The sequence below is a fragment of the Wenyingzhuangia aestuarii genome, from assembly GCF_011927765.1.
GTDB classification, from domain to species: domain Bacteria; phylum Bacteroidota; class Bacteroidia; order Flavobacteriales; family Flavobacteriaceae; genus Wenyingzhuangia; species Wenyingzhuangia aestuarii.
This window is the reverse complement of record NZ_JAATJG010000002.1, coordinates 255,485-275,963: the sequence shown is the minus strand read 5'-3', so window position 1 is coordinate 275,963 and position 20,479 is coordinate 255,485. Positions and strand designations below refer to the sequence as shown.

The window sequence follows — 20,479 nt, the reverse complement described above, 5'->3', positions numbered from 1 at the left end:
TTTACCAACCATTTTTAGGACTTAAAAAATGTGTTTTGGTAGAGGTAATTTCTTCACCATTTTTATAAATACCAATTTTAATCGTCTCGTTACTATCTTCTAAATCAGCTTTAGGAATTTCTACAAACACAGTCCCTTCAAAAATAGCTTGTGTTTTTAATAGAATATGATCGGTACCTACCAATTCTATTTTCCCTTTAGGATGTGATAGTAATTTAAAGGATAATGAATCTACATCTAAACTAGTTTTATTAACCAATTTATAGGTATAAACATTACTAATTGATTTGTTTTCTTTAACCTGATACAATTCCCCAGGAACTCTAAAAAAGTTAGCCTGCACACTACTTCTTACAGTTAACAAACTAATTAACACAATTACTAAAATGGTTAAAATAGCCGTATAGGCTTTCATTCTTAAATTAAAAACAAAAGGTTCGTTTTTTTCTATATTTTCCTCAGAAGCATAACGAATTAATCCTTTAGGCTGATTGGTTTTTACCATCATAAAATCACAGGCATCCATACAAGCAGTACAGTTTACACATTCTAACTGTGTACCATTTCTAATATCTATACCTGTAGGACAAACCTCAACACATTGATCGCAATCTATACAATCTCCTTTTCCTTCTTCAGCTCTGTTTTCATTTTTTCTAAATTTAGCTCTTCCTTTTGTTGCCTCTCCTCTAATATAATCATAAGCAACAATAATAGATTTGTTATCTAACAATACCCCTTGTAATCTTCCGTAAGGACAAGCTATAATACAAACCTGCTCTCTAAACCAAGAAAATATAAAGTAGAAAACACCTGTAAAAATCCAAATACTTATAAATCCTCCTATGTGTTCTGATATAGGTTCTGTTATAATTTTTAATAATTTATCACTGCTTATAACATAGGCTAAAAACACATTTGAAATAATAAAAGAAATTAGTAAGTACAAAATGTGTTTACTAACTCTTTTTCTAATTTTATCAGCATTCCATTCTTGTTTTGCCAATCGTTTTTGAGCTCCCTTATCTCCTTCTATCCAATAATCTATTTTTCTAAAAACCATTTCTAAAAAAATGGTTTGCGGACAAACCCATCCACAAAACACCCGTCCATAGATTACGGTAAAAAGAGTAATAAATACCACTCCTATTAACATAGAAATTACCAACAGATAAAAATCTTGTGGCCAGAAAGGAAAACCTAAAATATTGAATTTTCTTTCTATTACATTAAACAGAAATAATTGATTTCCATTAATTTTTATAAAGGGAGCCGATAACAAAATAGTCAACAGAAATACACTAAGCCAAGTTCTATAATTATAAAACTTCCCCTTTGGCTTCTTCGGATAGATCCATGAACGTTTTCCTTGTTCATCAATCGTAGAAATGGAATCTCTAAAAACTTCTTTGTTATCTACTCCCATACTAAAACAACTATTATTTTTCTTTATATAAATCTCCTTGTGCCTCTTTTGGAGCCTCTGGAGTAGTACCTTGTAAGTTAATTACATAAGCTGCCAACTGTTGTAATTTTTGTGGACTAAAACTATTTTTCCACGCAATCATACCTTTCCCCGGTCTACCACCTTCTGCAATTGTATTGTATACATTTTCTATACCTCCACCTAAAATCCAATATTCATCTGTTAAGTTCGGTCCAATTTTACCACCACCATCTACAGCGTGACAAACAGCACAGTTCTTTTTAAACAACTTTTTACCTTCTGCATTGTCTCCTCCAGTGGCTAGTGCAGATAAATCTACTTTTTCTTGAGTAGCTTCATAAGCAGCAATTTGTTTTTTTGCCATGGCAACTTCTTGTAAATACTCATCTGTTTGAGTATCTCCATCTAACACATGGTAATAAGTTAAATACCCAATAGCAAATACAATACTCATGTAAAAACCATACAGCCACCATGGTGGTAAATTGTTATCTAATTCTTTAATACCATCATAATCATGATCTAACACAATAGTACTTTCTTCTTCAATTGGTTTAGCACCTCCTAAGTTTTTTACAATACTTTTCCAGCTTGTCCAATCTATTTTATTAGCTTCCTGTGCTTCAAAAAACTGTTTTTTCTCTTCTTCTGATGATAAAGACAAATACAGATTGTTCATTTTAGTGATTACATATTTTACACTAAATAACACTCCTACAAAAAGTAAGTATAAGGTTATTTTTAGTGCTAATAACGAGTAATAACCGTTTCCTGAGGGCATCATCCATTCTAATCCTAGTAGTACAATAAGACTCAGGATGACAAAGCCTATTATTTGTTTATTTTTGTTCATAGTGCTGTCTTTTATTCAAATGGTAAGTTGCTAACTTTTTTTAAATACTCTTTTTTGGCTTTAAATACCCAGAAAAACAAAAGGGTAAAGAATACAAAAAAGATAGATAATGAAATCATTGGATATATTTCTATACCATCAATGGTTACCATGTGATTTTTGATAAATTTTAACATCTTATTTTGTTTTTATATCAGTTCCTAATCTTTGTAAGTATGCAATTAACGCTACTATTTCTCTTTCCTGAATTGGCACAAATTCTTTTCCTGCCGCTTTTGCATCAGCTTTAGCGCTTTCGTAACTATCTACAAAAGATGGATCTTGTGTTAAGTTCTCTGCAATTATATCTGCTTGTGCATCCATACTTTTTTGCGCATTGGCAATTTCGTATTCAGAATAAGGCACTCCTAGTGTTACCATTACTTTTAACTTTTTCTCAGTATCACTCTTATCTAACTTGTTTTTTAACAACCAAGCATAAGGTGGCATTATAGAACCTGGCGAAGTACTTTGAGGATCTAACATATGGTTAAAGTGCCAACTGTCAGAATATTTCATACCTACTCTATGTAAATCTGGACCTGTTCTTTTAGATCCCCATAAGAATGGATGATCATAAACAAATTCTCCTGCTTTAGAATATTCACCATAACGTTCTACTTCTGAACGGAACGGACGAACCATTTGTGAGTGACATCCTACACAACCTTCACGTATATATAAATCTCTACCTTCTAATTCTAAAGGAGTATAAGGTTTTACACTACTAATGGTTGGAATGTTAGACTCTACCATTAATGTTGGTATAATTTGTACAATACCTCCAATTAAAATAGCTACAGTGGCTAAAATGGTTAACTGTACAGGTTTTCTTTCTAATTTTTGGTGCCAAGTTTCTCCTAGCAATCTTCCTTTGGTAATTCTTTGTAATGGAGCAGCCTCTGTAAAGTCATCTTCTACTTCAGATCCTTTTTTGATAGTTGCAATTAAGTTAAATAACATTACTATAGCTCCAACAATATACATGGTACCTCCAATAGCACGCATCCAATACATTGGAATAATTTGAGTAACTGTTTCTAAAAAGTTACCATATAATAAAGTTCCATCAGGATTAAATTGTTTCCACATAGATGCTTGTACAAATCCTGCAACATACATAGGGAAAGCATATAATATAATTCCTAAAGTACCCAACCAAAAGTGTAGGTTGGCCATTTTAATAGAATGTAATTTTGTTTTAAATAATACGGGAACTAACCAGTAAATCATCCCAAAAGTTAAGAACCCGTTCCAAGCTAAAGCTCCAACGTGTACGTGAGCAATAATCCAGTCAGAAAAGTGAGCTATGGCATTAATACTTTTTAAAGATAGCATAGGCCCTTCAAAGGTTGCCATACCATATCCAGTAATAGCAACTACCATAAATTTTAAAACAGGATCTGTTCTTACTTTATCCCAAGCACCTCTTAAGGTTAACAATCCGTTGATCATACCTCCCCAAGATGGAGCTAATAACATTACAGAAAAAGCAACTCCTAAATTCTGAGCCCAATCTGGTAAGGCTGTATATAATAAGTGGTGAGGTCCTGCCCAGATGTAAATAAATATTAAAGACCAAAAGTGAACAATAGACAATCTGTATGAGTATACAGGTCTGTTAGCTGCTTTAGGTACAAAATAATACATTAACCCTAAAAATGGAGTTGTTAAGAAAAAGGCAACCGCATTGTGACCATACCACCATTGTACTAATGCATCTTGTACACCAGCGTATACAGAATAACTTTTAGTAAAAGTAACAGGCAATGCCAAACTATTAAAAATATGTAATACTGCTACAGTAACAAACGTTCCTAAATAGAACCAAATTGCTACATATAAGTGACGTTCTCTTCTTTTTAAAATGGTACCAATCATGTTAATACCAAATACTACCCAAATTAATGCAATAGCAATATCTATTGGCCACTCTAGTTCTGCATACTCTTTACTTGTAGATAAACCTAAAGGTAAAGTAATAGCTGCTGCTACAATAATAGCTTGCCATCCCCAAAAGTTAATCTTACTTAGTAAATCGCTATACATTCTAGCTTTTAACAAACGTTGTAACGAGTAATACACCCCTGCAAAAATGGCATTTCCTACAAAGGCAAAAATTACAGCATTTGTGTGTAAGGGTCTTAATCTACCAAAACTTAACCAAGAGATTCCTTGTGTAAGCTCTGGAAAAATAAACATAAAAGCTAATAAAAGTCCCACAGACATTCCTATGAGCCCCCAAAACATTGTTGCGTAAATAAATTTCTTTACGACTTTGTTGTCATAATAAAATTGCTCTTTTTCCATAAATTAGTTATTCAATTATTGTTTTAGTTGGAATTCTACTCTTTCTTACGAGCAACAACGTCATTAAACAAAATTCTCATTGCAGGTGTTTCGCTATCTTCAAACTGTCCGTTTTTAACAGCCAAGAAAAAAACTCCTAAAAAAACAATGGCAACAAAAAGACTAACAATGATTAAAATGTATATGACTCCCATAATACTTAAGTTTAGAGCAAAAGTATCGCGATAGGTTTCAGCAAAAAATGACTATTATCATGGTTTAAGAATTTTTAACAGAGTGTTTAACTTTATTTCTTTATCTAAAACAGTAGTCTTTAACACCTAAAAACACAACAATTATGAGTATCTAACAAAAGAAAACTAGCTACTATAAATATTCATTAAATTATTCCTAAGAAAAATATTAAATACATATATTTAGGCTAATTTTAACATTTTTAAAATAAAAAATAAGCTGCATGATGATCATTCATAAAATAAAAAGAGTTGCTAGTATTCTGTTGATTTTTTTAATTGTTTTAAGTACAAATCTTGTTGATAAAGAAAACTTTAACAAACTTAAAAAATCAGTAACCACAATTTATGAAGATAGAATTGTTGCTAGTGATTTACTTTTTGAAATAGCAATGTTAATTCATGAAAAAGAAGTAGCATTGGTTGCTGCTGATTCTCTTTTTTTTGATACTAGAAATCAAGAAGTAAATCTTAAAATAAAAGAGTACATTTTAAACTACGAGTTAACCAAACTAACAGATAAAGAACATACTATATTTAATAATTTTAAGGATGAATATCTGCATCTGCAAAAATTAGAAGAACAACAGGCTTCTTCTCAAGTTTCTAAAAAAGACGAGTTACTAAAGAGTGTTAAAGTTATTACGCTAAAATTGCAGCATTTATCTAAAATTCAACTTAACGAAGGAAAGCAGCAAGTTTTTATGAGTAATGCTACTATGAAATCTATTAATTTGTTTACACAAGTTGAAATTATATTCTTAATTGTAATGGCTATTTTAATCCAAATAATTATTTTTTCTGATCCTAAAAAAAAGAAAAAGCAGTAATTTAAGATACCTTTCTACCCATTACATTGGTAGCAACCGTAACAAAAACTACAATTGTTATAGAACTTAAAGGCATTAATATGGCTGCTATTAACGGTGTTAACACTCCAGAAATGGCAAAATACAAACCAACAACATTGTAAAGTATTGATAATAAAAAACTAACTCTTACAACTTGTAAACTTTGCTTACACAGTTTCATAAAATTAGGTAGTTGAGAGAGTTTTTTAGCATCAATAATAGCATCACTAGCAGGAGAAAATACATTTACATCTTCTGCTACTGCAATACCTACTTGCGCTTGTAGTAAGGCTCCTGCATCGTTTAACCCATCACCCACCATTAATACTGATTCTCCTTGTTGTTGACATTGTTTTACATGTGCTAACTTATCATGTGGAGATTGATGAAAATAATATTGAGTTTCTGTAGGTAATTGTTCTTTTAAATAAGGCAAAGCAGCATCATTATCTCCAGATAATATATTTATTTGATACTTTTTAGAAAGTATGGTTAACATGTCTAAAATATTCGTACGGTACTGGTTACCAAACTTAAAATATCCTTTTACATTATTGTTTATAGACACATATACCCTGCTTTCGGTTTCATGATCTGCCAAGGTAGATCCAATATAATTGGCAGATCCTATTTTTACAAGCAGCTCATCAAAAGTAGCTTGTAGTCCATTTCCTTCTAGTTCTTTAAAATTATGTAGCGGTACAATTTCTGCTTTTAATTTTTTGAATAAGGTCCTACTTAGCGGATGGTTTGAATTTCTAACCAACGATTTAACCATAGACAATTCAGCACAAGATAACTCCTCTCCACTATAGGTGAAATCTTGTTTATTTCTTGTAGTTAATGTTCCTGTTTTATCAAAAAACAAGGTTTGTACATGCGCTATGCTTTCTATAACCGAAGCATCTTTTAAATAGAAGCCTTGCTTTCCTAGAATACGTAAAATATTTCCCATTGCAAAGGGTGCCGACAAAGCCAAGGCACACGGACAAGCTACAATTAATATAGACGAAACTACATTGATGATTTGTGAAGCATCTACAAAAAACCAAAAAAGTGCAGAAGCAAAAGTAACCAACAGCAAACCCCATGTAAAATACTGACTTACTTTGTCTGTTATATTGGTTAAGGTAGAAGAGGAATGATAAGAATTTTGACTCCACAACTTGGTTAAATAACTCTGGTCTACTGTTTTGGTTACTTCTAACGTAATGGATTCCCCTTGTTGCTTACCTCCTGCAAATACTTTATCTCCTGATTGTTTTGAAATTAAATTAGACTCCCCAGTTACAAAACTATAATCCAACAAAGGTTTCCCCTTTAAAATAATCCCATCGGTAGGAATAATTTCTTCGTTTCTAATTAATAAAATATCATTTACTTTAATTTCGTTTACAGGAACTACTATCTCATCACCATTTACTAAAGTGGTAATGGCAATTGGGAAATACGATTTAAAATCTCTTTCAAAAGATAAAAAATCGTAGGTCTTTTTCTGAAATAACTTTCCTAATAACAAAAAGAAAATCAATCCTGCCAAGCTATCAAAATACCCCTGCCCTGTTTGGGTAAAATATTCATAACAGCTTCTACCAAACAACACCACAATTCCTATACTAATAGGTACATCAATATTTAATATTTTTTTTCGCAATCCTTTGTAGGCCGATATAAAATAATCGTTTCCTGCATAAAAAACTACAGGCAAAGAAAATAACAACATTAAAAAAGAAAACAAAGGTTGGTAATGTGTTAACCAAGCATCGGGTTTTCCAAAATAATCTGGAAACGATAAAAACATAGTATTTCCAAAGGCAAAACCTGCTACAGCTAATTTATAAGTACTTGTTTTACTGCTTTGTTTATTTTTTTCTCCATCTTCTAAACTTATATAAGGATCGTAACCAATAGTAGCTAACAACTCTACCAATTGCTGTAAGTTGAGTTGATTATTATAAGTTACCTGCACTGTTTTTTTAGAAAAGTGTACTCTAGAATTTACAATTCCACCATGTAGTTTCTGTAAATTTTCTAAAACCCAAACACAAGAACTACAATGTATTTGTGGAATGTACAAGGTAACTATTTCTATACCCTCTTCTTTAAAATCTAAAAGCTTATCTACAATAGTTGGATTGCTTAAAAAACTATACTTGCCTTTAATAGCATCCGGAGAAATTCCTGGAGATGTTTCTAAATGGTAATAATCAGAAAGGTCGTGATCACTAAAAATTTGATACACCGTTTTACAACCATTACAACAAAAGGTTTTATCATCAAACAAAACAATAGCTTCTATGGCTTCATCACCACAGTGATAACATGTATTTTCTTCCTTCAATTCTTTGTTTTTTAATCTTTGCAAACTTCTACAAATATCCTGTTTTTTTAAATGATTAATATCATATTAAACAAATCTAACACCTTCGTTTATTATCTTAATTTTAGTACATTTGTTAGTATTAATTCCCCTTTGTTATGATGAGTAGATGTGAACAATGCCTTATTAAAGAATTTAACAACTTAAACGCTTTATCTAAAGAAGAACTAAAAAAAATATCTGACTCAAAAGATATACACACTTTTAAAAAAGGAGAAGTAATCTTTAGCGAAGGTAAATTTGTTACAGGTGTTTACTGTATTAAAGAAGGAGTTTGTAAATCTTCTCAACTAAACGCAAACGGTAAAGAGCAAATTGTAAAGTTTACCAAAAAGGGAGATTTAATAGGATACCATTCTGCTATTACCAACGAAGCAAACACTATTACAGTTACAGCTTTAAACGATGTTTCTGCTTGTTTTATTCCTCAAGAATTAATTAAAAAACCGTTGGACGAAAACGCTAAGTTTTCTACAGCTATGTTTAAAACCGTTTGTAGCGATTTAAAAGAAGCCAACAATGCAATTACCAACATATCTACCAATACTGTACACCAACGTATGGCAGACTTAATTATTTTCTTAAAAGATACTTATGGAAGTACCGAAGCTGGAGTTATTAAAATTCAGTTAAGTAGAAAAGAAATTGCAAGTGCTGTAGGAACTGCTACAGAATCTGCTATTCGAATTCTATCAGGATTTAAAAAAGATGGATTGATTGATTTAACAGGAAAATCTATTACCATTCTTAACGAAATTGAACTTAAAAGATTGGCAGAAGGTCTATAAAAACGGCTTCTATTTTTATTGTTTTTCTTGTATTGATTTTAATCAATATCCCTTGTCGATTGGCTCAACCCAATTACCTTATTGAAGTCTTAATTTTGAGTAATTATTAATCGTAAAAACTCATAAAAGATGAACTCAATAGACAAAACAAAACCATTTGCAAAGTTAGGATACACACATTTAGAAACAGCTGAAATTGTTTCTAGTCTTAACAAATTACTAGCCTCTTATCACGTACATTATCAAAAATTAAGAAACTTCCACTGGAGTGTTGTAGGTCCAGATTTTTTTGACATTCACGAAAAATTTGAAGAACAATACAATGTGGTAAAATTAAATATTGATGAAGTTGCAGAACGTATTAGAGTGTTTGGAAAAAAACCAACAGGTACATTAAAAGAATATTTAGAAGAATCTGAAATTAAAGAAGTTTTAGTTCCACAAACTGGCACTGAAATGGTTAGAGAAATTTTAAATGATTTTGAAATTTTATTAAACCAAATGAACCAAGTAATTGATGCTGCCGAAAACATTAATGACAGAGGTACAGATGATATGATTAGTGGATTTATTTTTAACATGGAAAAAACACACTGGATGTTAACTTCTTTTCTTAAAGATGAAAAAAGTGTTTTATCGTAAACACTTTTATGTACTAATCTAAAAACCAATCAGCATGGCAATTCTCGGAAGCATTATAAAAACAACTATTGATACCTTAGACACTTTAAGTTTTGACACTAAGAATGCCTATGAACATCAAGAAGAACAACTTAGAAAGTTATTAACCAACGCACAAGACACTTCTTTTGGAAAGTATTACAACTTTTTAAAAATTTTGGATAGTGACAATATTATAGAAACCTACCAACAAACCGTTCCTATTTTTGATTACAAAACCATCAATCAACAATGGTGGAAACAACAACAAATAAACCCAAGTATTACTTGGCCAGGAAAACCTAATTTTTTTGCAAAAAGTAGCGGTACAACAGGTAAAAAAAGTAAACGTATACCGGTTACTAATGACTATATAGCTTCTGTAAGAAGTGTAGGAACTTCTATGATTAAAGATTTGGCTAATTTTGATTTACCTACAGATGTTTTTGAAAAAGAAATTTTTATGTTGAGTAGTTCTGCCAAACTAAAAACTCATAAAAACGGATTTAAAGAGGGAGAAATTAGCGGTATTAACGTTAGTAACTTTCCTGAATGGTATGATGTTTTTTACAGACCGGGAAAAGAAATTGCTACCATTGATGATTGGGAAATGCGTAAAGAGAGAATTGCTATAGAAGCACCCAATTGGGATATTGGTGCCATTGCTGGAATTCCCTCTTGGATATTAGAAGTATTAAAGGCTATTATAGAAAAAAACAATCTAAATACCATTCACGATATTTGGCCAAACTTTAGTGTGTATTCTACCGGTGGAGTTGCCTTTGAAACCTACAGAGCTTCTTTTGAAAAAATTTGTGGAAAAGAAATTTTTGTACTAGATACCTATTTAGCTTCCGAAGGTTTTTTTGCCTACACCGCCAGACCCAATACCATGAGTATGAAATTGGCATTGCATCATGATTTGTTTTTTGAATTTATCCCTTTTGATAAGGACGGATTTGATGAAACCGGAAATTTGTTAAAAAAACCAAAAGTTGTACATATTGGACAGATAGAAAAAGGGAAGGAATATGCTTTACTAGTTAGTACTTGTGCAGGTACATGGAGATATATGGTAGGTGATACCATTGAATTTACAGACCTTGAGCATCAGGAAATAAAAATTACAGGAAGAACCAAGTTCTTTTTAAATGTAGTAGGTTCTCAATTAAGCGAAGAAAAATTAGACAAAGCTATTTTAGAAGCTTCTAAAAACTTTGATGTGGAAATAAATGAATATACTGTTGGAGCTCTTAAAAAAGAAGAAGACTATTACCATCAATGGATTTTAGTTACCAATCAGCAATTAGATGCTACAGCTTGTAAAGACTTTTTAGATGATGCTTTACAACAAGCCAATAAAAACTACAAAGTAGCCAGAAGTAAAGCCTTAAAAGGAATTGAGGTACGAGTAATTACCAAAGAAAAATACCACGACTATTTAAAGGCTCAAAAGAAAAATGGAGGACAAATAAAAACTCCAAAAGTTATGAAAGAGGAAAAAATAGTGACTTATTTAGAATTTCTAGATCAATAAAACAACACCCTCTAAAATAAAAAAGAGCAAAGCTGTACAACTACAACTTTGCTCTTTTTCTATGTTTGTAAATTTACTCTACAATTACTTTTTTCACCTTTCTATCTCCATTAGCAATTATTTCAACTAAATAAATTCCCTTAGCAAAGGTACTTGTATTAATTACCGTTGATGTTTTATTAGTTTCCTCTGTAAAAACAGCATTTCCTTGAGATGTATACAATGTAACTAATGTTGCTCCATTTTCTGATGCCGGTACCTCTAAATGTAAATATCCGGCCTGTAAAGGACTTTGTAACACATCAAAATTAATTGATGGATCTAATGTTTTTAAATCCGTTGATACAGCCTGAGCTAAACTAGAACCTACATTAACAAACCTCCATTGAGTGTAGTGCCAAGTTAAACTAGTCTCAACTTGTTGCAGTCCAAAATCATTTCCTGTGCTTGCATCTAAATCATCGTCTCCTATAGGTCTAATATATCTAGCCGTCCATCTATTTTGTAAATAAAAATAACCATCAGAAGCTGTTACTTTTTTCCACTGTGTTTGCCATTGTGCATTTATTCCTGTGGTAGATTGAATAACACTTGCATTTAAATCTGTAGTAGCAGGTCTTAAAAATTTTCCTGTTTGTTTATTTTTTAAATGAAAGTAAGTTCCATCTACATCAATAGCTTCCCATTGAGTCCAATTTCCAGTCCAACTTGTAGGAGCTTGTGCAACAATTCCATTAGCTACATCTGTTTGTGGTCTAATAATTTTTCCTGATCCTCTGTTCTGAATGTGAAATGTTGTGCTAGGAGCATCTACCAATTTCCAAGTACGTACCCAATCATATTGTGTAGTTCTTTCTGCCCAAGTACCACTTGCTACTTTACCTCCTCCTGCTGGCACAGGATTCCAATCGTACGTTTCCATAGCCATGGTAATAAACATATCTAAATCATAAGGTCTTGGTGGTGTAATAGAATATTGATATACCCCATCTAAGTAAAAATGTACTTTGGTTGGAGATTCTACATAACATCCATAAATAAAATAACGGCTGTGGTTTTTTTCTGCCGTAATTACAGATCCTTGTATCTGCACTGTTTCATCAGGCCCACAATCTGTTTTAAAATTAAACATATTACTATGCATAATACTATCCCAACCTTGAGCATAAGACTGAGTTAAAGGCCCTGTTTGTCCAATACATTCTTGTATATCTAATTCTAAGTTTTTACCACAAGTTATTCTAGGCTTTAACCAAAATGTTGATGACATTTCTGTAGCGTTGGCTTTCATTTTGGCTTCAAAATAATGCCCTGCTCCTGCAGAATTTAAAGAACGGATAATACCTCCACGATACAACCATGTTTTCCCATTTACTACTTTAGGAGTATTGTACTTAAGAACGGTACATCTTAAATTTCCTCCAGACACAACAACAGCATCTTCTTCAAACAATCCTGGTTCTCTTCCTATCCAAGACCATCCATTACCTGTTGGGTTTTTATGCCATTTGTTCGTATCAAACACAGTTCCATTGTTAAATTCATCGGACATGTTTTCTACCTTTTGCCAAGCTTTACCAACTGGCTTAGGGTCATTATTAAATGTAGGGGCATTTTGAGCATTTACTACAAACGAACAAAATAAAATTAGCAACAACAGAACGTTGTTTGCCTTAAACGTAAAATTTTTCATTTAAAATTGTTTTTGATTAGTATTAAGTTACCTCTCAAAATTGCAACTAAAAGCTACTTAAATTATTATGTTACAACCTAATCAATACCATATATGTTTAACAAACGATATGTAGTAGTAATACAATTATTTAACTACTAGTCTAAAACTATACTAAAGGCTATAATCCCTAAAAACCTACCTTGTCTACTTAACAAAAGTTAGTCTTATAAAAATACAGAACAATAACTATCTACTCAATACCAATCAACTTAAAAAAGGATTTTTGCATTTTAACCATATGTAATACTTGTTACCAAATGTGTTTTTAAATTAATTCTAAAACAAATTGATATTTTTTGACTAAAATGATTGTGAACAGCCTTTGATTGCCCAAAAAACATAAAATAAACATGCGTATTCTTAGGTGATATGTTAATTAACAGCTGTTTAATCACAAGCGTATCTTTTGTTAGGTTTGTGATTAATTTTAGTATTTTTATAACTTCAGATTTATAATCTTCAATCCTCCTTTAGAGGTTTACTTTATAATAAATAGTATTAGTAACTAATCAACAAGAATGAACTTAGCCAAATGGTTTCAACTTATTAAGCCTAACCTTAAACTTTACCAAGGTGGTTTTTTTGAGTTTCCTTTTTTAGCAAATACCCCCGAACTTATGATAGAGAGTACCATAAATACTCCGGGAAGTAGACATATAAAAAAGGATCAAGCTGTTTTTAGAAACAACCCATTTACAAAAGGAGAGTTTTTTTATAGAAAGATTGAAGAAGGTTTATGGCTAACAATTACCAATGTAAAATTTAAGCATAACACGGTTATAAAATCTGTTTACGATAAAAATATACCTAGTAATCATTACACAATTACTTTTACTCTTTTTGAAAGTGAAGTAAAACTACAGAACACATTTATAGATAAAGCACCTTTTCAAAATAAATTTTGGGGGTTTAAAAAACCTGGTACAGATGTAGGTGCTTGTTTTTACAAAGGAACTAAATCTAAATTTTTTATTTACTACATAAGCCCAGAGTGGATTAAAAAAAACGTGCCTTTAGATAAGTTAGATGATAGTATTCCTTTTAAAAAATTTCTAGATTCTAATAAAGGTTTTATTTCTTATCAAGATATTGTTCCTAATGCAGAAGGATTATCTTACGAAATTTTGCACACCGTTAAAACTTTTAATGAAGATGTTTTTAACGAAACACTTTTAAAATCCCAGGCTTTTAGTTTGATTTCTTCATTTTTAAAAAATGTTTTTAGAGATGTACGAAAAGAAAATTATCAAGAAAAAGGAAAAGCAGATTATAAGAAAATTTCTGAATGTGAGCGTATCATTTCAACCAACTTAAGCGCTCCTTTTGTAGGTATAGAAACCATTGCCAAAAAATTAAACTTATCACCTTCTAAATTAAAAACCGATTTTAAATCCGTTTACGGAACTTCTATATTGCAATACCATATCCAAAAAAAAATGGAATTGGCCATGCAATTAATACTTAATACTGATTTACAAATTAAATACATAGCTCAAGAAGTAGGTTACGAAAGCCAAAGTAAATTTAGTATTGCTTTTAAAAACAAACACGGAAAACTTCCGTCTGAAATACGTGTTAACAGCTCTATAGATTAACTGAATACTTCTAGTTTTTACTCCAAAAGAAAAACTAAAAAATACCCGATTGGGCTATTGATTTGTCTTAACAGGCTACTCAAATACTTTTCTGTATAATAAATTTGTTAAGAACAAATGGTTATAGATAAGTAGTTGAGTTAACATACATTAAACATTCTAGTCTTTATATAATTGATTCTGAAAATAAAAAAGAATCATTTATTCTTCCCCTAAAAGACAAAATAATAAACTCAATGTAACTTATCTAATTAGACTATTTATAAAACAACTTTTTAAATAGACAAATTATTTTATGAATACAGCTACAACTTCTTCCGTAACCTATGTACATCTTACAATTTTTAATAGTGATGGAATTACATATTTAGTAACTTCAGCATCAACCGTAAAAATAATTCCAAACAAAAACAGATTCTATACTGGTGCTGTAATAATTCCTACAACTGTTACATATAAAGGCATTGATTATATTGTTACCAAAATTGGAGTCTCTGCTTTTGCAAATAACTACGATCTTAACAGCATTACCATTCCAAGCACCATAACGTCTATAGAAGAAAATGCATTTGCTAATAACTTTAATTTAGTTGAGGTTATTTGTAATAGTACAACACCATTACTTATTACAAAAACTGTTTTTGAGAACATTTCAAAAAACTGCAAATTAATAGTGCCTACAGCAAGTTTATCTGTTTATAAAACTGCTGATATTTGGAATAGTTTTCAATACATTACGAATGTTCTACCGTTTACAGTAGCGGGTATTAGCTATGAAAAAACATCAGAAACAACAGTAAAGGTTATTAAAAATTTACAAAGTAATTATACTGGATCTATAACAATTCCAGCAACTGTACATTACAACAACACAAACTATAATGTTACCGAAGTTAGTGCAACAGCCTTTCTACGTAATAAAGAGATAACAGCAATTTATATTGGCAGTAACATTACTGCTATTGAAGCATTTACTTTTAGTGAAAACAAAAGTTTAACATCAGTAAGCATAGCTAATTCTGTAACAACCATTGGTGATTATGCTTTTCAAAACTGTACTAGCTTAACCACAGTAACATTACCAAAATCTATAATTTCCATAGGAAACTCTGCATTTGAAAATTGCACAAATTTATCATCTATAATAATACCTAATTCTGTAACCTCTATTGGTGATTATGCTTTTAGCAAATCTGGATTAACTAGTTTTAGATTTCCTAGTTCTATGACTACCATCAATATTGCTTTGCTAAATACATGTGAAAAATTAGCCACTGTAACCATACCAAGCACTATTACTACTATAAAAGATTATTCTTTAGCATGGTGCCCAAATTTAACCTCAGTAATTTGTAATATTAAATCTCCATTAGTTCTAGATACCAATGTGTTTTCTGGAACAGATACTAACTCTTGTGCTTTAAAAGTACCTAAAACAAGTTTAAACCACTATAAAACAGCAAAAGTTTGGAACAAATTTGGTATTGTAACCAATGTTTTACCGTTTACAGTAGCAGGTATAACTTATGAACCTATTTCTGATACAGCTGTAAAAGTGGTTAAAAACCTAACTAATAATTATGTGGGTTTTGTTAGCATTCCTAAAACAGTTATTTATAATAACATAACATATAGTGTTACCGTAATAGGAACCTCTGCTTTTGCCAATAACAATGGTTTGGAAAAAATTACAATTCCAGAGTCTATTACTTTTATTGAAGAACATGCTTTTTCTAACAACAGTAATTTATCTCAACTTATTTGTAACATCAAAACACCCTTGGTTCTTGATACTTCTATTTTTAATGGTACTATTTTATCATCTTGCAAATTAGTGGTTCCTAGTACAAGTTTAGCTTTATATAATACAGTAAGCATTTGGAAAAACTTTAACACAATAACTGATTTATTTCCTTTTACTATAGCAAACATAGCTTATGAACCAACCTCTGCTACAACTGTACAGGTTATTAAAAACACAGAAAATTACTATAAAGGTTCTATAACTATTCCTGAAACCGTTACATATAACAATACAATTTATAGTGTTACAGAAATTAGTGAAACTGCTTTTAAAAACAATAAAAATATTACAGCAATTAGTCTTGGTGACAATATTACAAGTATTAAAGCATTTACATTTTATAACTGTAAAAACTTGTCATTTATAACCATGTCTAATTCGGTTACTACCATTGGTAAATCGGCTTTTAGTGCTTCTGGTTTAACAAGTTTTACATTCCCTAGTGCTGTTACTACAATTGAAACTTATTTATTTATTAGTTGTGAGAAATTATGCAGGGTTACTATTCCTAGTAATATTACTGCAATAAAAGAGTATTCTTTTGGTTGGTGTCCAAAGTTAACAACTCTATTTTGTGATGTTGAAGTGCCTTTACCCCTTAATTCTAACGTGTTCTCTGGGACAAATACAGATTCTTGTGCCTTAAAAGTACCTGCTGAGAGCTTAGATAAATATAAAAAAGCTGATGTATGGAAAAATTTTAGTCACATAGCACCTAGTACACAAGTTTATACACCCAAATTTGTAACTAAAAACAACATGTCTGTCTATCCAGATTTTATACAAGACAATTTATTTATAGACTTTAACGACTCTAATGAAGCTACTGTAGAAATCTTTAATGCCAACGGGCAAGTATTGTTTCAAAAAACCAAGACTTGTTCAGAGAATAGTATCAATACGAGTAATTTACCAATAGGAATGTATTGGGTTAAACTTACATCTAACAAAGGAATAATTACTAAGAAAATTATAAAAAAGTAATCACCATTCATTCAAAAGGTTTTACATATAAATAACGCTAAAAAAAGAGAAACTATGATTAAAAATTCATTCTTGAAATTCATTTTTATGAATATAAACACAGCATCTTCCAAGAGACATGTAAAATCTAACTCTTTTTATATTGAAGGTATCACTTATCAAAAAACCTCATCATCTGCTGTAAAAGTAATTGCAAATAAAAAAGGGGCTTACGCTGGTGCAATAGCAATCCCATCAACAGTAACCTATAAAGGAACCAACTATATTGTCAATAAAATTGGAGCTTTTGCTTTTGCAAATAATTACAATTTAAATAGTGTGACCATTCCTAATTCTGTATGTGCTATAGAAGAAAAAGCTTTTGCCAACAATTATAGTTTGGTTCAGGTAGTTTCTAACACTACAACACCACTAGCTATTAATAAAACTGTTTTTGGTTATGCTACAGAAAACTGTAAATTAATTGTACCTACAGCAAATTTAGCTGCTTATAAAACTGCACATATATGGAAAACTTTTAGTTCTATAACCGATACATTTCCTTTTACTGTAGCAGGTATTACTTATGAAATAACATCAGAAACAACAGTAAAGGTTATTTTAAACATAACAAATGGTTATTCTGGAACAGTTACTATTCCGGCAACCGTGGCTTACAATAATGTAAGTTATAGGGTTACAGAAATTAGTGACAGAGCATTTTCTTACAACGAAAAATTAACATCTATTCTTATTGGTAGTAATATTACAACTCTTGTAAGTTCCGTTTTTGATAGTTGTTCTAACCTAGCTTCTGTAATTATTCCTAGTTCTGTTACCACTATTGGAGAATCTGCTTTTGAAGACTGTAGTAGTTTAACTTATATATCTATTCCTAATTCTGTTACCGCTATTGGAGAGTCTGCTTTTGCAGGTTCTGGGTTAACCTATTTTAGATTTCCAAAAGCAATAACAACCATTAAATATGCTTTATTTTATAGATGCGAAGATTTAATCTTTTTTACAATTCCTAGTTCTATTACACATATAGAAGATTTTTCTTTTGCTCAGTGTCCAAAACTAAAAACCATAATTTGCCATATTAAAACTCCATTAACACTACCCACAAATGTGTTTTGCGGAGAAACAAATACCGCATCATGTGTATTAGAGGTTCCAGAACATAGTTTAGAGGTTTATAAAACTTCTGATGTATGGAATACTTTTGGATCTATTATAGCTAGTTAATAGCTATAAATTTAATCATGATACATTTTAGACAGGGCTTCATCATCTTTCTCCACTTTTTCATCCAAATAATTTTTAACAGAATCTAAAGGCAAGTAATATTTATTCATGTTGATTAAGTATTTGCTAGAAAACACATCACTTAAAAGAATATAACGTTTGGTTTTAAGCAGGGAGTTTTTAAACCCCTTTTTTAAGGCTATATAATCTGCCTTATGCTCTACTTTCTTTTTAAAAGAACCACTTGTTACATATCGTAAACCATACCAAAGCATTCCAAAATTAGAATGTTGCTCATAATCTACTACATGTCCCAATTCATGTGCAAACCATCCTTTTAATACATCTTTAGGCACCTCACTTAACTTAATATCTGTATCCTTTAAAAATTCTCCTATTACAATTCTGTATTCTTTTGTTCCTTTACATAAATTCTTAAAAGTAATAATAGGTTGTGCTTTCATGGTGGTAGCTCCTATTCTTTTCTGAATGACCGTTATTTTGTAAGCATGTAAATCATCGTACTTTTTATAAACTTCTAAAAAGCTATTCTTAACATGATCTTCTGTGATATTGATAAATTGTACATTCATTTTATTTTCCTTTTCGTTTTGACTATATGCAGTAGTTGTTAGCAAACAAACCGTAAAAACAATTAGCATTAATACCATTGCTAGTAAGGCTCTTTTGTAATGCATTGCTATTCTCATATACGTAAAACTTACTCTTTGGGTTGTAAAAAGGTTTCTTTTTTAAGGTTTTTAACTGCAATAGATATAATAGCGGCAATAGGCAACACCACAATCATTCCTGTAATTCCCCATAATCGTTCTCCAATAATCAATACAATAATAGCTAACAAAGGATTTAAATTTATTTTATTCCCTATAATCTTTGGAGTGATAAAATTTCCTTCTACAAACTGAATAACTCCAAATAAAATGGATATGGATATTAATTGTGGAACCGATTGATTGATAACGAAAGAAACAAACATTACTAAAACAGCTCCAATGGTAATTCCTATGTAGGGAATAATGGTTAAAAAAGCAACTAAGAATCCTAACGCAATAGCATATGGCACTTTAATAAAAAATAACCCTACCGAATTGGCTACTCCCAAAATAAGCATTACTAAAAACAAACCTTTTAAATAGTTCTGAATTAAAATGGTGGTTTCTTTAAACAAAGGTTTTGGTTTTATTTGCATAGGTTTTAAAAAACCTCTTACAGAATCTTTAATGGTATCTTTATACAGTAAGATTAAAAAAATATACAGAGGAATAAAGGTTACATAAGCAATTAAGGTTCCTAAATTTCCAAAAACCGATGCTACTAGAGACGAAGCTGAAGAGATTAGTTGTTCTTTATGATCTTCCGTTGCTTCTATAAAATCTATATTTCCTACTCCTAGTACTTTTTCTAAGAATTTTTCTAATTTAGAAATTAGCAATACAATTTTATCGCCTATATCTGGATAGCTATTATAAAAATCTGATACCTGAGAAGTAATTAAATAAATAATAAGATAAACAAGTGTAAAAAGCACTCCTGTAACAATAGTAACCGCAGCAAAGTTAGATTTTACAACTCTTTTAACTCTGGTTAATACAGAGCATAAGGCCAAGCTAATTAAAATAGCTATAGACAGCGGGGCTAAAATAAACTTACACTTTACAACTGCAAATACTAATAAGGTAATAGCTAGTAACGAATAAGTAACGTATTGCAGATATGTAAGTTTTAAGATTTTCATTACCTTATTTTTTGAATTATTTTTTGGACTTCTTTAAAAATGGATGCAAAACTTTTTAGTTTGTGTAAGGAACTGTGTAACTGATTAAATTTTTGACTAAGTATAGCTACAAAAGGTTTGGTAAAACCTAGTCTATTTAAAACTCCTTCGGACAAAACAACTTCTGCTATGTTAAAAGGTTTTTGTAAATGATGAGCTACTATTTTTTCTTGCAGTTCAATCTCTCTTAAGAGTAACTGCTTGTGTAGGTAAAAGTTTGAATTCTTCATACTATTTTGGT

17 protein-coding genes are annotated in these 20,479 nt (G+C 30.8%); 7 read left to right on the top strand and 10 right to left on the bottom strand.

Annotated features, from left to right (window positions below; all coding sequences use genetic code 11):
- Position 1 precedes the first annotated feature (1 nt).
- Genes ccoG through ccoS form a run of 5 tightly spaced genes read right to left on the bottom strand, consistent with a single transcriptional unit; the run spans position 2 to position 4,843 of the window.
- Positions 2–1,426, bottom strand: a complete 1,425-nt coding sequence (ccoG, locus tag GGR97_RS03085; RefSeq protein ID WP_167896956.1) for a cytochrome c oxidase accessory protein CcoG — start codon at positions 1,424–1,426, stop codon at positions 2–4.
- A 13-nt stretch (positions 1,427–1,439) separates the two neighbouring features.
- A complete protein-coding gene (locus tag GGR97_RS03080; RefSeq protein ID WP_245229441.1) occupies positions 1,440–2,300 on the bottom strand; it encodes a cbb3-type cytochrome c oxidase N-terminal domain-containing protein in 861 nt (286 codons plus the stop codon).
- Between the two features lie 11 nt (positions 2,301–2,311).
- Positions 2,312–2,476, bottom strand: coding sequence for a CcoQ/FixQ family Cbb3-type cytochrome c oxidase assembly chaperone (locus GGR97_RS03075; protein ID WP_167896955.1), 165 nt, complete (start codon positions 2,474–2,476; stop codon positions 2,312–2,314).
- A gap of 1 nt (position 2,477) precedes the next feature.
- Complete coding sequence (gene ccoN, locus GGR97_RS03070) at positions 2,478–4,649, bottom strand: cytochrome-c oxidase, cbb3-type subunit I (protein WP_167896954.1); 2,172 nt, start codon at positions 4,647–4,649, stop codon at positions 2,478–2,480.
- Positions 4,650–4,684: 35 nt separating this feature from the next.
- Positions 4,685–4,843, bottom strand: coding sequence for a cbb3-type cytochrome oxidase assembly protein CcoS (ccoS, locus tag GGR97_RS03065; protein WP_167896953.1), 159 nt, complete (start codon positions 4,841–4,843; stop codon positions 4,685–4,687).
- A 263-nt stretch (positions 4,844–5,106) separates the two neighbouring features.
- On the opposite strand from ccoS, the gene GGR97_RS03060 reads away from it, so the two are divergent.
- The gene (locus GGR97_RS03060) at positions 5,107–5,712 is read left to right on the top strand and encodes an MCP four helix bundle domain-containing protein (protein ID WP_167896952.1); all 606 of its coding nucleotides are present in this window, start codon (positions 5,107–5,109) and stop codon (positions 5,710–5,712) included.
- Position 5,713: 1 nt separating this feature from the next.
- On the opposite strand, the gene GGR97_RS03055 is transcribed toward GGR97_RS03060, so the two are convergent.
- Positions 5,714–8,074 carry a heavy metal translocating P-type ATPase gene (locus GGR97_RS03055; protein WP_167896951.1) on the bottom strand — a complete coding sequence of 787 codons (2,361 nt, stop codon included), beginning with the start codon at positions 8,072–8,074 and terminating at the stop codon, positions 5,714–5,716.
- Between the two features lie 137 nt (positions 8,075–8,211).
- Here GGR97_RS03055 and GGR97_RS03050 point away from each other — a divergent pair, with 137 nt between their 5' ends.
- The 3 genes from GGR97_RS03050 (at position 8,212) to GGR97_RS03040 (ending at position 11,098) form a co-directional block, all read left to right on the top strand.
- Positions 8,212–8,901: a Crp/Fnr family transcriptional regulator gene (locus GGR97_RS03050; protein ID WP_245229440.1), complete on the top strand. Its 690-nt coding sequence runs from the start codon at positions 8,212–8,214 to the stop codon at positions 8,899–8,901.
- Between the two features lie 129 nt (positions 8,902–9,030).
- Positions 9,031–9,543: a Dps family protein gene (locus tag GGR97_RS03045; protein ID WP_167896950.1), complete on the top strand. Its 513-nt coding sequence runs from the start codon at positions 9,031–9,033 to the stop codon at positions 9,541–9,543.
- 34 nt (positions 9,544–9,577) lie between these two features.
- Positions 9,578–11,098, top strand: coding sequence for a GH3 family domain-containing protein (locus GGR97_RS03040; RefSeq protein ID WP_167896949.1), 1,521 nt, complete (start codon positions 9,578–9,580; stop codon positions 11,096–11,098).
- 73 nt (positions 11,099–11,171) lie between these two features.
- On the opposite strand, the gene GGR97_RS03035 is transcribed toward GGR97_RS03040, so the two are convergent.
- Entirely contained in the window at positions 11,172–12,791 is a 1,620-nt protein-coding gene (locus GGR97_RS03035; protein WP_167896948.1) for a T9SS type A sorting domain-containing protein, read from the bottom strand.
- A 560-nt stretch (positions 12,792–13,351) separates the two neighbouring features.
- Here GGR97_RS03035 and GGR97_RS03030 point away from each other — a divergent pair.
- From GGR97_RS03030 to GGR97_RS03020, 3 genes are all read left to right on the top strand, one after another.
- On the top strand, positions 13,352–14,428 hold the full coding sequence (locus GGR97_RS03030; protein WP_167896947.1) for a helix-turn-helix domain-containing protein: 1,077 nt from the start codon (positions 13,352–13,354) through the stop codon (positions 14,426–14,428).
- A gap of 295 nt (positions 14,429–14,723) precedes the next feature.
- On the top strand, positions 14,724–17,216 hold the full coding sequence (locus tag GGR97_RS03025; protein ID WP_167896946.1) for a leucine-rich repeat protein: 2,493 nt from the start codon (positions 14,724–14,726) through the stop codon (positions 17,214–17,216).
- A gap of 87 nt (positions 17,217–17,303) precedes the next feature.
- Positions 17,304–18,443: a leucine-rich repeat domain-containing protein gene (locus GGR97_RS03020; RefSeq protein ID WP_167896945.1), complete on the top strand. Its 1,140-nt coding sequence runs from the start codon at positions 17,304–17,306 to the stop codon at positions 18,441–18,443.
- An 11-nt stretch (positions 18,444–18,454) separates the two neighbouring features.
- On the opposite strand, the gene GGR97_RS03015 is transcribed toward GGR97_RS03020, so the two are convergent.
- The 3 genes from GGR97_RS03015 to GGR97_RS03005 are packed head-to-tail and all read right to left on the bottom strand — an operon-like array spanning position 18,455 to position 20,468.
- Positions 18,455–19,153 carry a hypothetical protein gene (locus tag GGR97_RS03015; RefSeq protein ID WP_209272311.1) on the bottom strand — a complete coding sequence of 233 codons (699 nt, stop codon included), beginning with the start codon at positions 19,151–19,153 and terminating at the stop codon, positions 18,455–18,457.
- Positions 19,154–19,164: 11 nt separating this feature from the next.
- On the bottom strand, positions 19,165–20,199 hold the full coding sequence (locus GGR97_RS03010; RefSeq protein ID WP_167896944.1) for an AI-2E family transporter: 1,035 nt from the start codon (positions 20,197–20,199) through the stop codon (positions 19,165–19,167).
- Positions 20,199–20,468 carry a hypothetical protein gene (locus GGR97_RS03005; RefSeq protein ID WP_167896943.1) on the bottom strand — a complete coding sequence of 90 codons (270 nt, stop codon included), beginning with the start codon at positions 20,466–20,468 and terminating at the stop codon, positions 20,199–20,201. The genes GGR97_RS03010 and GGR97_RS03005 overlap by 1 nt, the downstream gene beginning before the upstream one ends.
- Between the last annotated feature and the right edge of the window lie 11 nt (positions 20,469–20,479).

Coding starts and splice junctions, on each gene's coding strand:
- ccoG (WP_167896956.1), bottom strand. CDS start 1,426: ATGGGAGTAGATAACAAAGAAGTTTTTAGAGATTCCATTTCTACGATT.
- GGR97_RS03080 (WP_245229441.1), bottom strand. CDS start 2,300: ATGAACAAAAATAAACAAATAATAGGCTTTGTCATCCTGAGTCTTATT.
- GGR97_RS03075 (WP_167896955.1), bottom strand. CDS start 2,476: ATGTTAAAATTTATCAAAAATCACATGGTAACCATTGATGGTATAGAA.
- ccoN (WP_167896954.1), bottom strand. CDS start 4,649: ATGGAAAAAGAGCAATTTTATTATGACAACAAAGTCGTAAAGAAATTT.
- ccoS (WP_167896953.1), bottom strand. CDS start 4,843: ATGGGAGTCATATACATTTTAATCATTGTTAGTCTTTTTGTTGCCATT.
- GGR97_RS03060 (WP_167896952.1), top strand. CDS start 5,107: ATGATGATCATTCATAAAATAAAAAGAGTTGCTAGTATTCTGTTGATT.
- GGR97_RS03050 (WP_245229440.1), top strand. CDS start 8,212: ATGATGAGTAGATGTGAACAATGCCTTATTAAAGAATTTAACAACTTA.
- GGR97_RS03045 (WP_167896950.1), top strand. CDS start 9,031: ATGAACTCAATAGACAAAACAAAACCATTTGCAAAGTTAGGATACACA.
- GGR97_RS03040 (WP_167896949.1), top strand. CDS start 9,578: ATGGCAATTCTCGGAAGCATTATAAAAACAACTATTGATACCTTAGAC.
- GGR97_RS03035 (WP_167896948.1), bottom strand. CDS start 12,791: ATGAAAAATTTTACGTTTAAGGCAAACAACGTTCTGTTGTTGCTAATT.
- GGR97_RS03030 (WP_167896947.1), top strand. CDS start 13,352: ATGAACTTAGCCAAATGGTTTCAACTTATTAAGCCTAACCTTAAACTT.
- GGR97_RS03025 (WP_167896946.1), top strand. CDS start 14,724: ATGAATACAGCTACAACTTCTTCCGTAACCTATGTACATCTTACAATT.
- GGR97_RS03020 (WP_167896945.1), top strand. CDS start 17,304: ATGAATATAAACACAGCATCTTCCAAGAGACATGTAAAATCTAACTCT.
- GGR97_RS03015 (WP_209272311.1), bottom strand. CDS start 19,153: ATGAGAATAGCAATGCATTACAAAAGAGCCTTACTAGCAATGGTATTA.
- GGR97_RS03010 (WP_167896944.1), bottom strand. CDS start 20,199: ATGAAAATCTTAAAACTTACATATCTGCAATACGTTACTTATTCGTTA.
- GGR97_RS03005 (WP_167896943.1), bottom strand. CDS start 20,468: ATGAAGAATTCAAACTTTTACCTACACAAGCAGTTACTCTTAAGAGAG.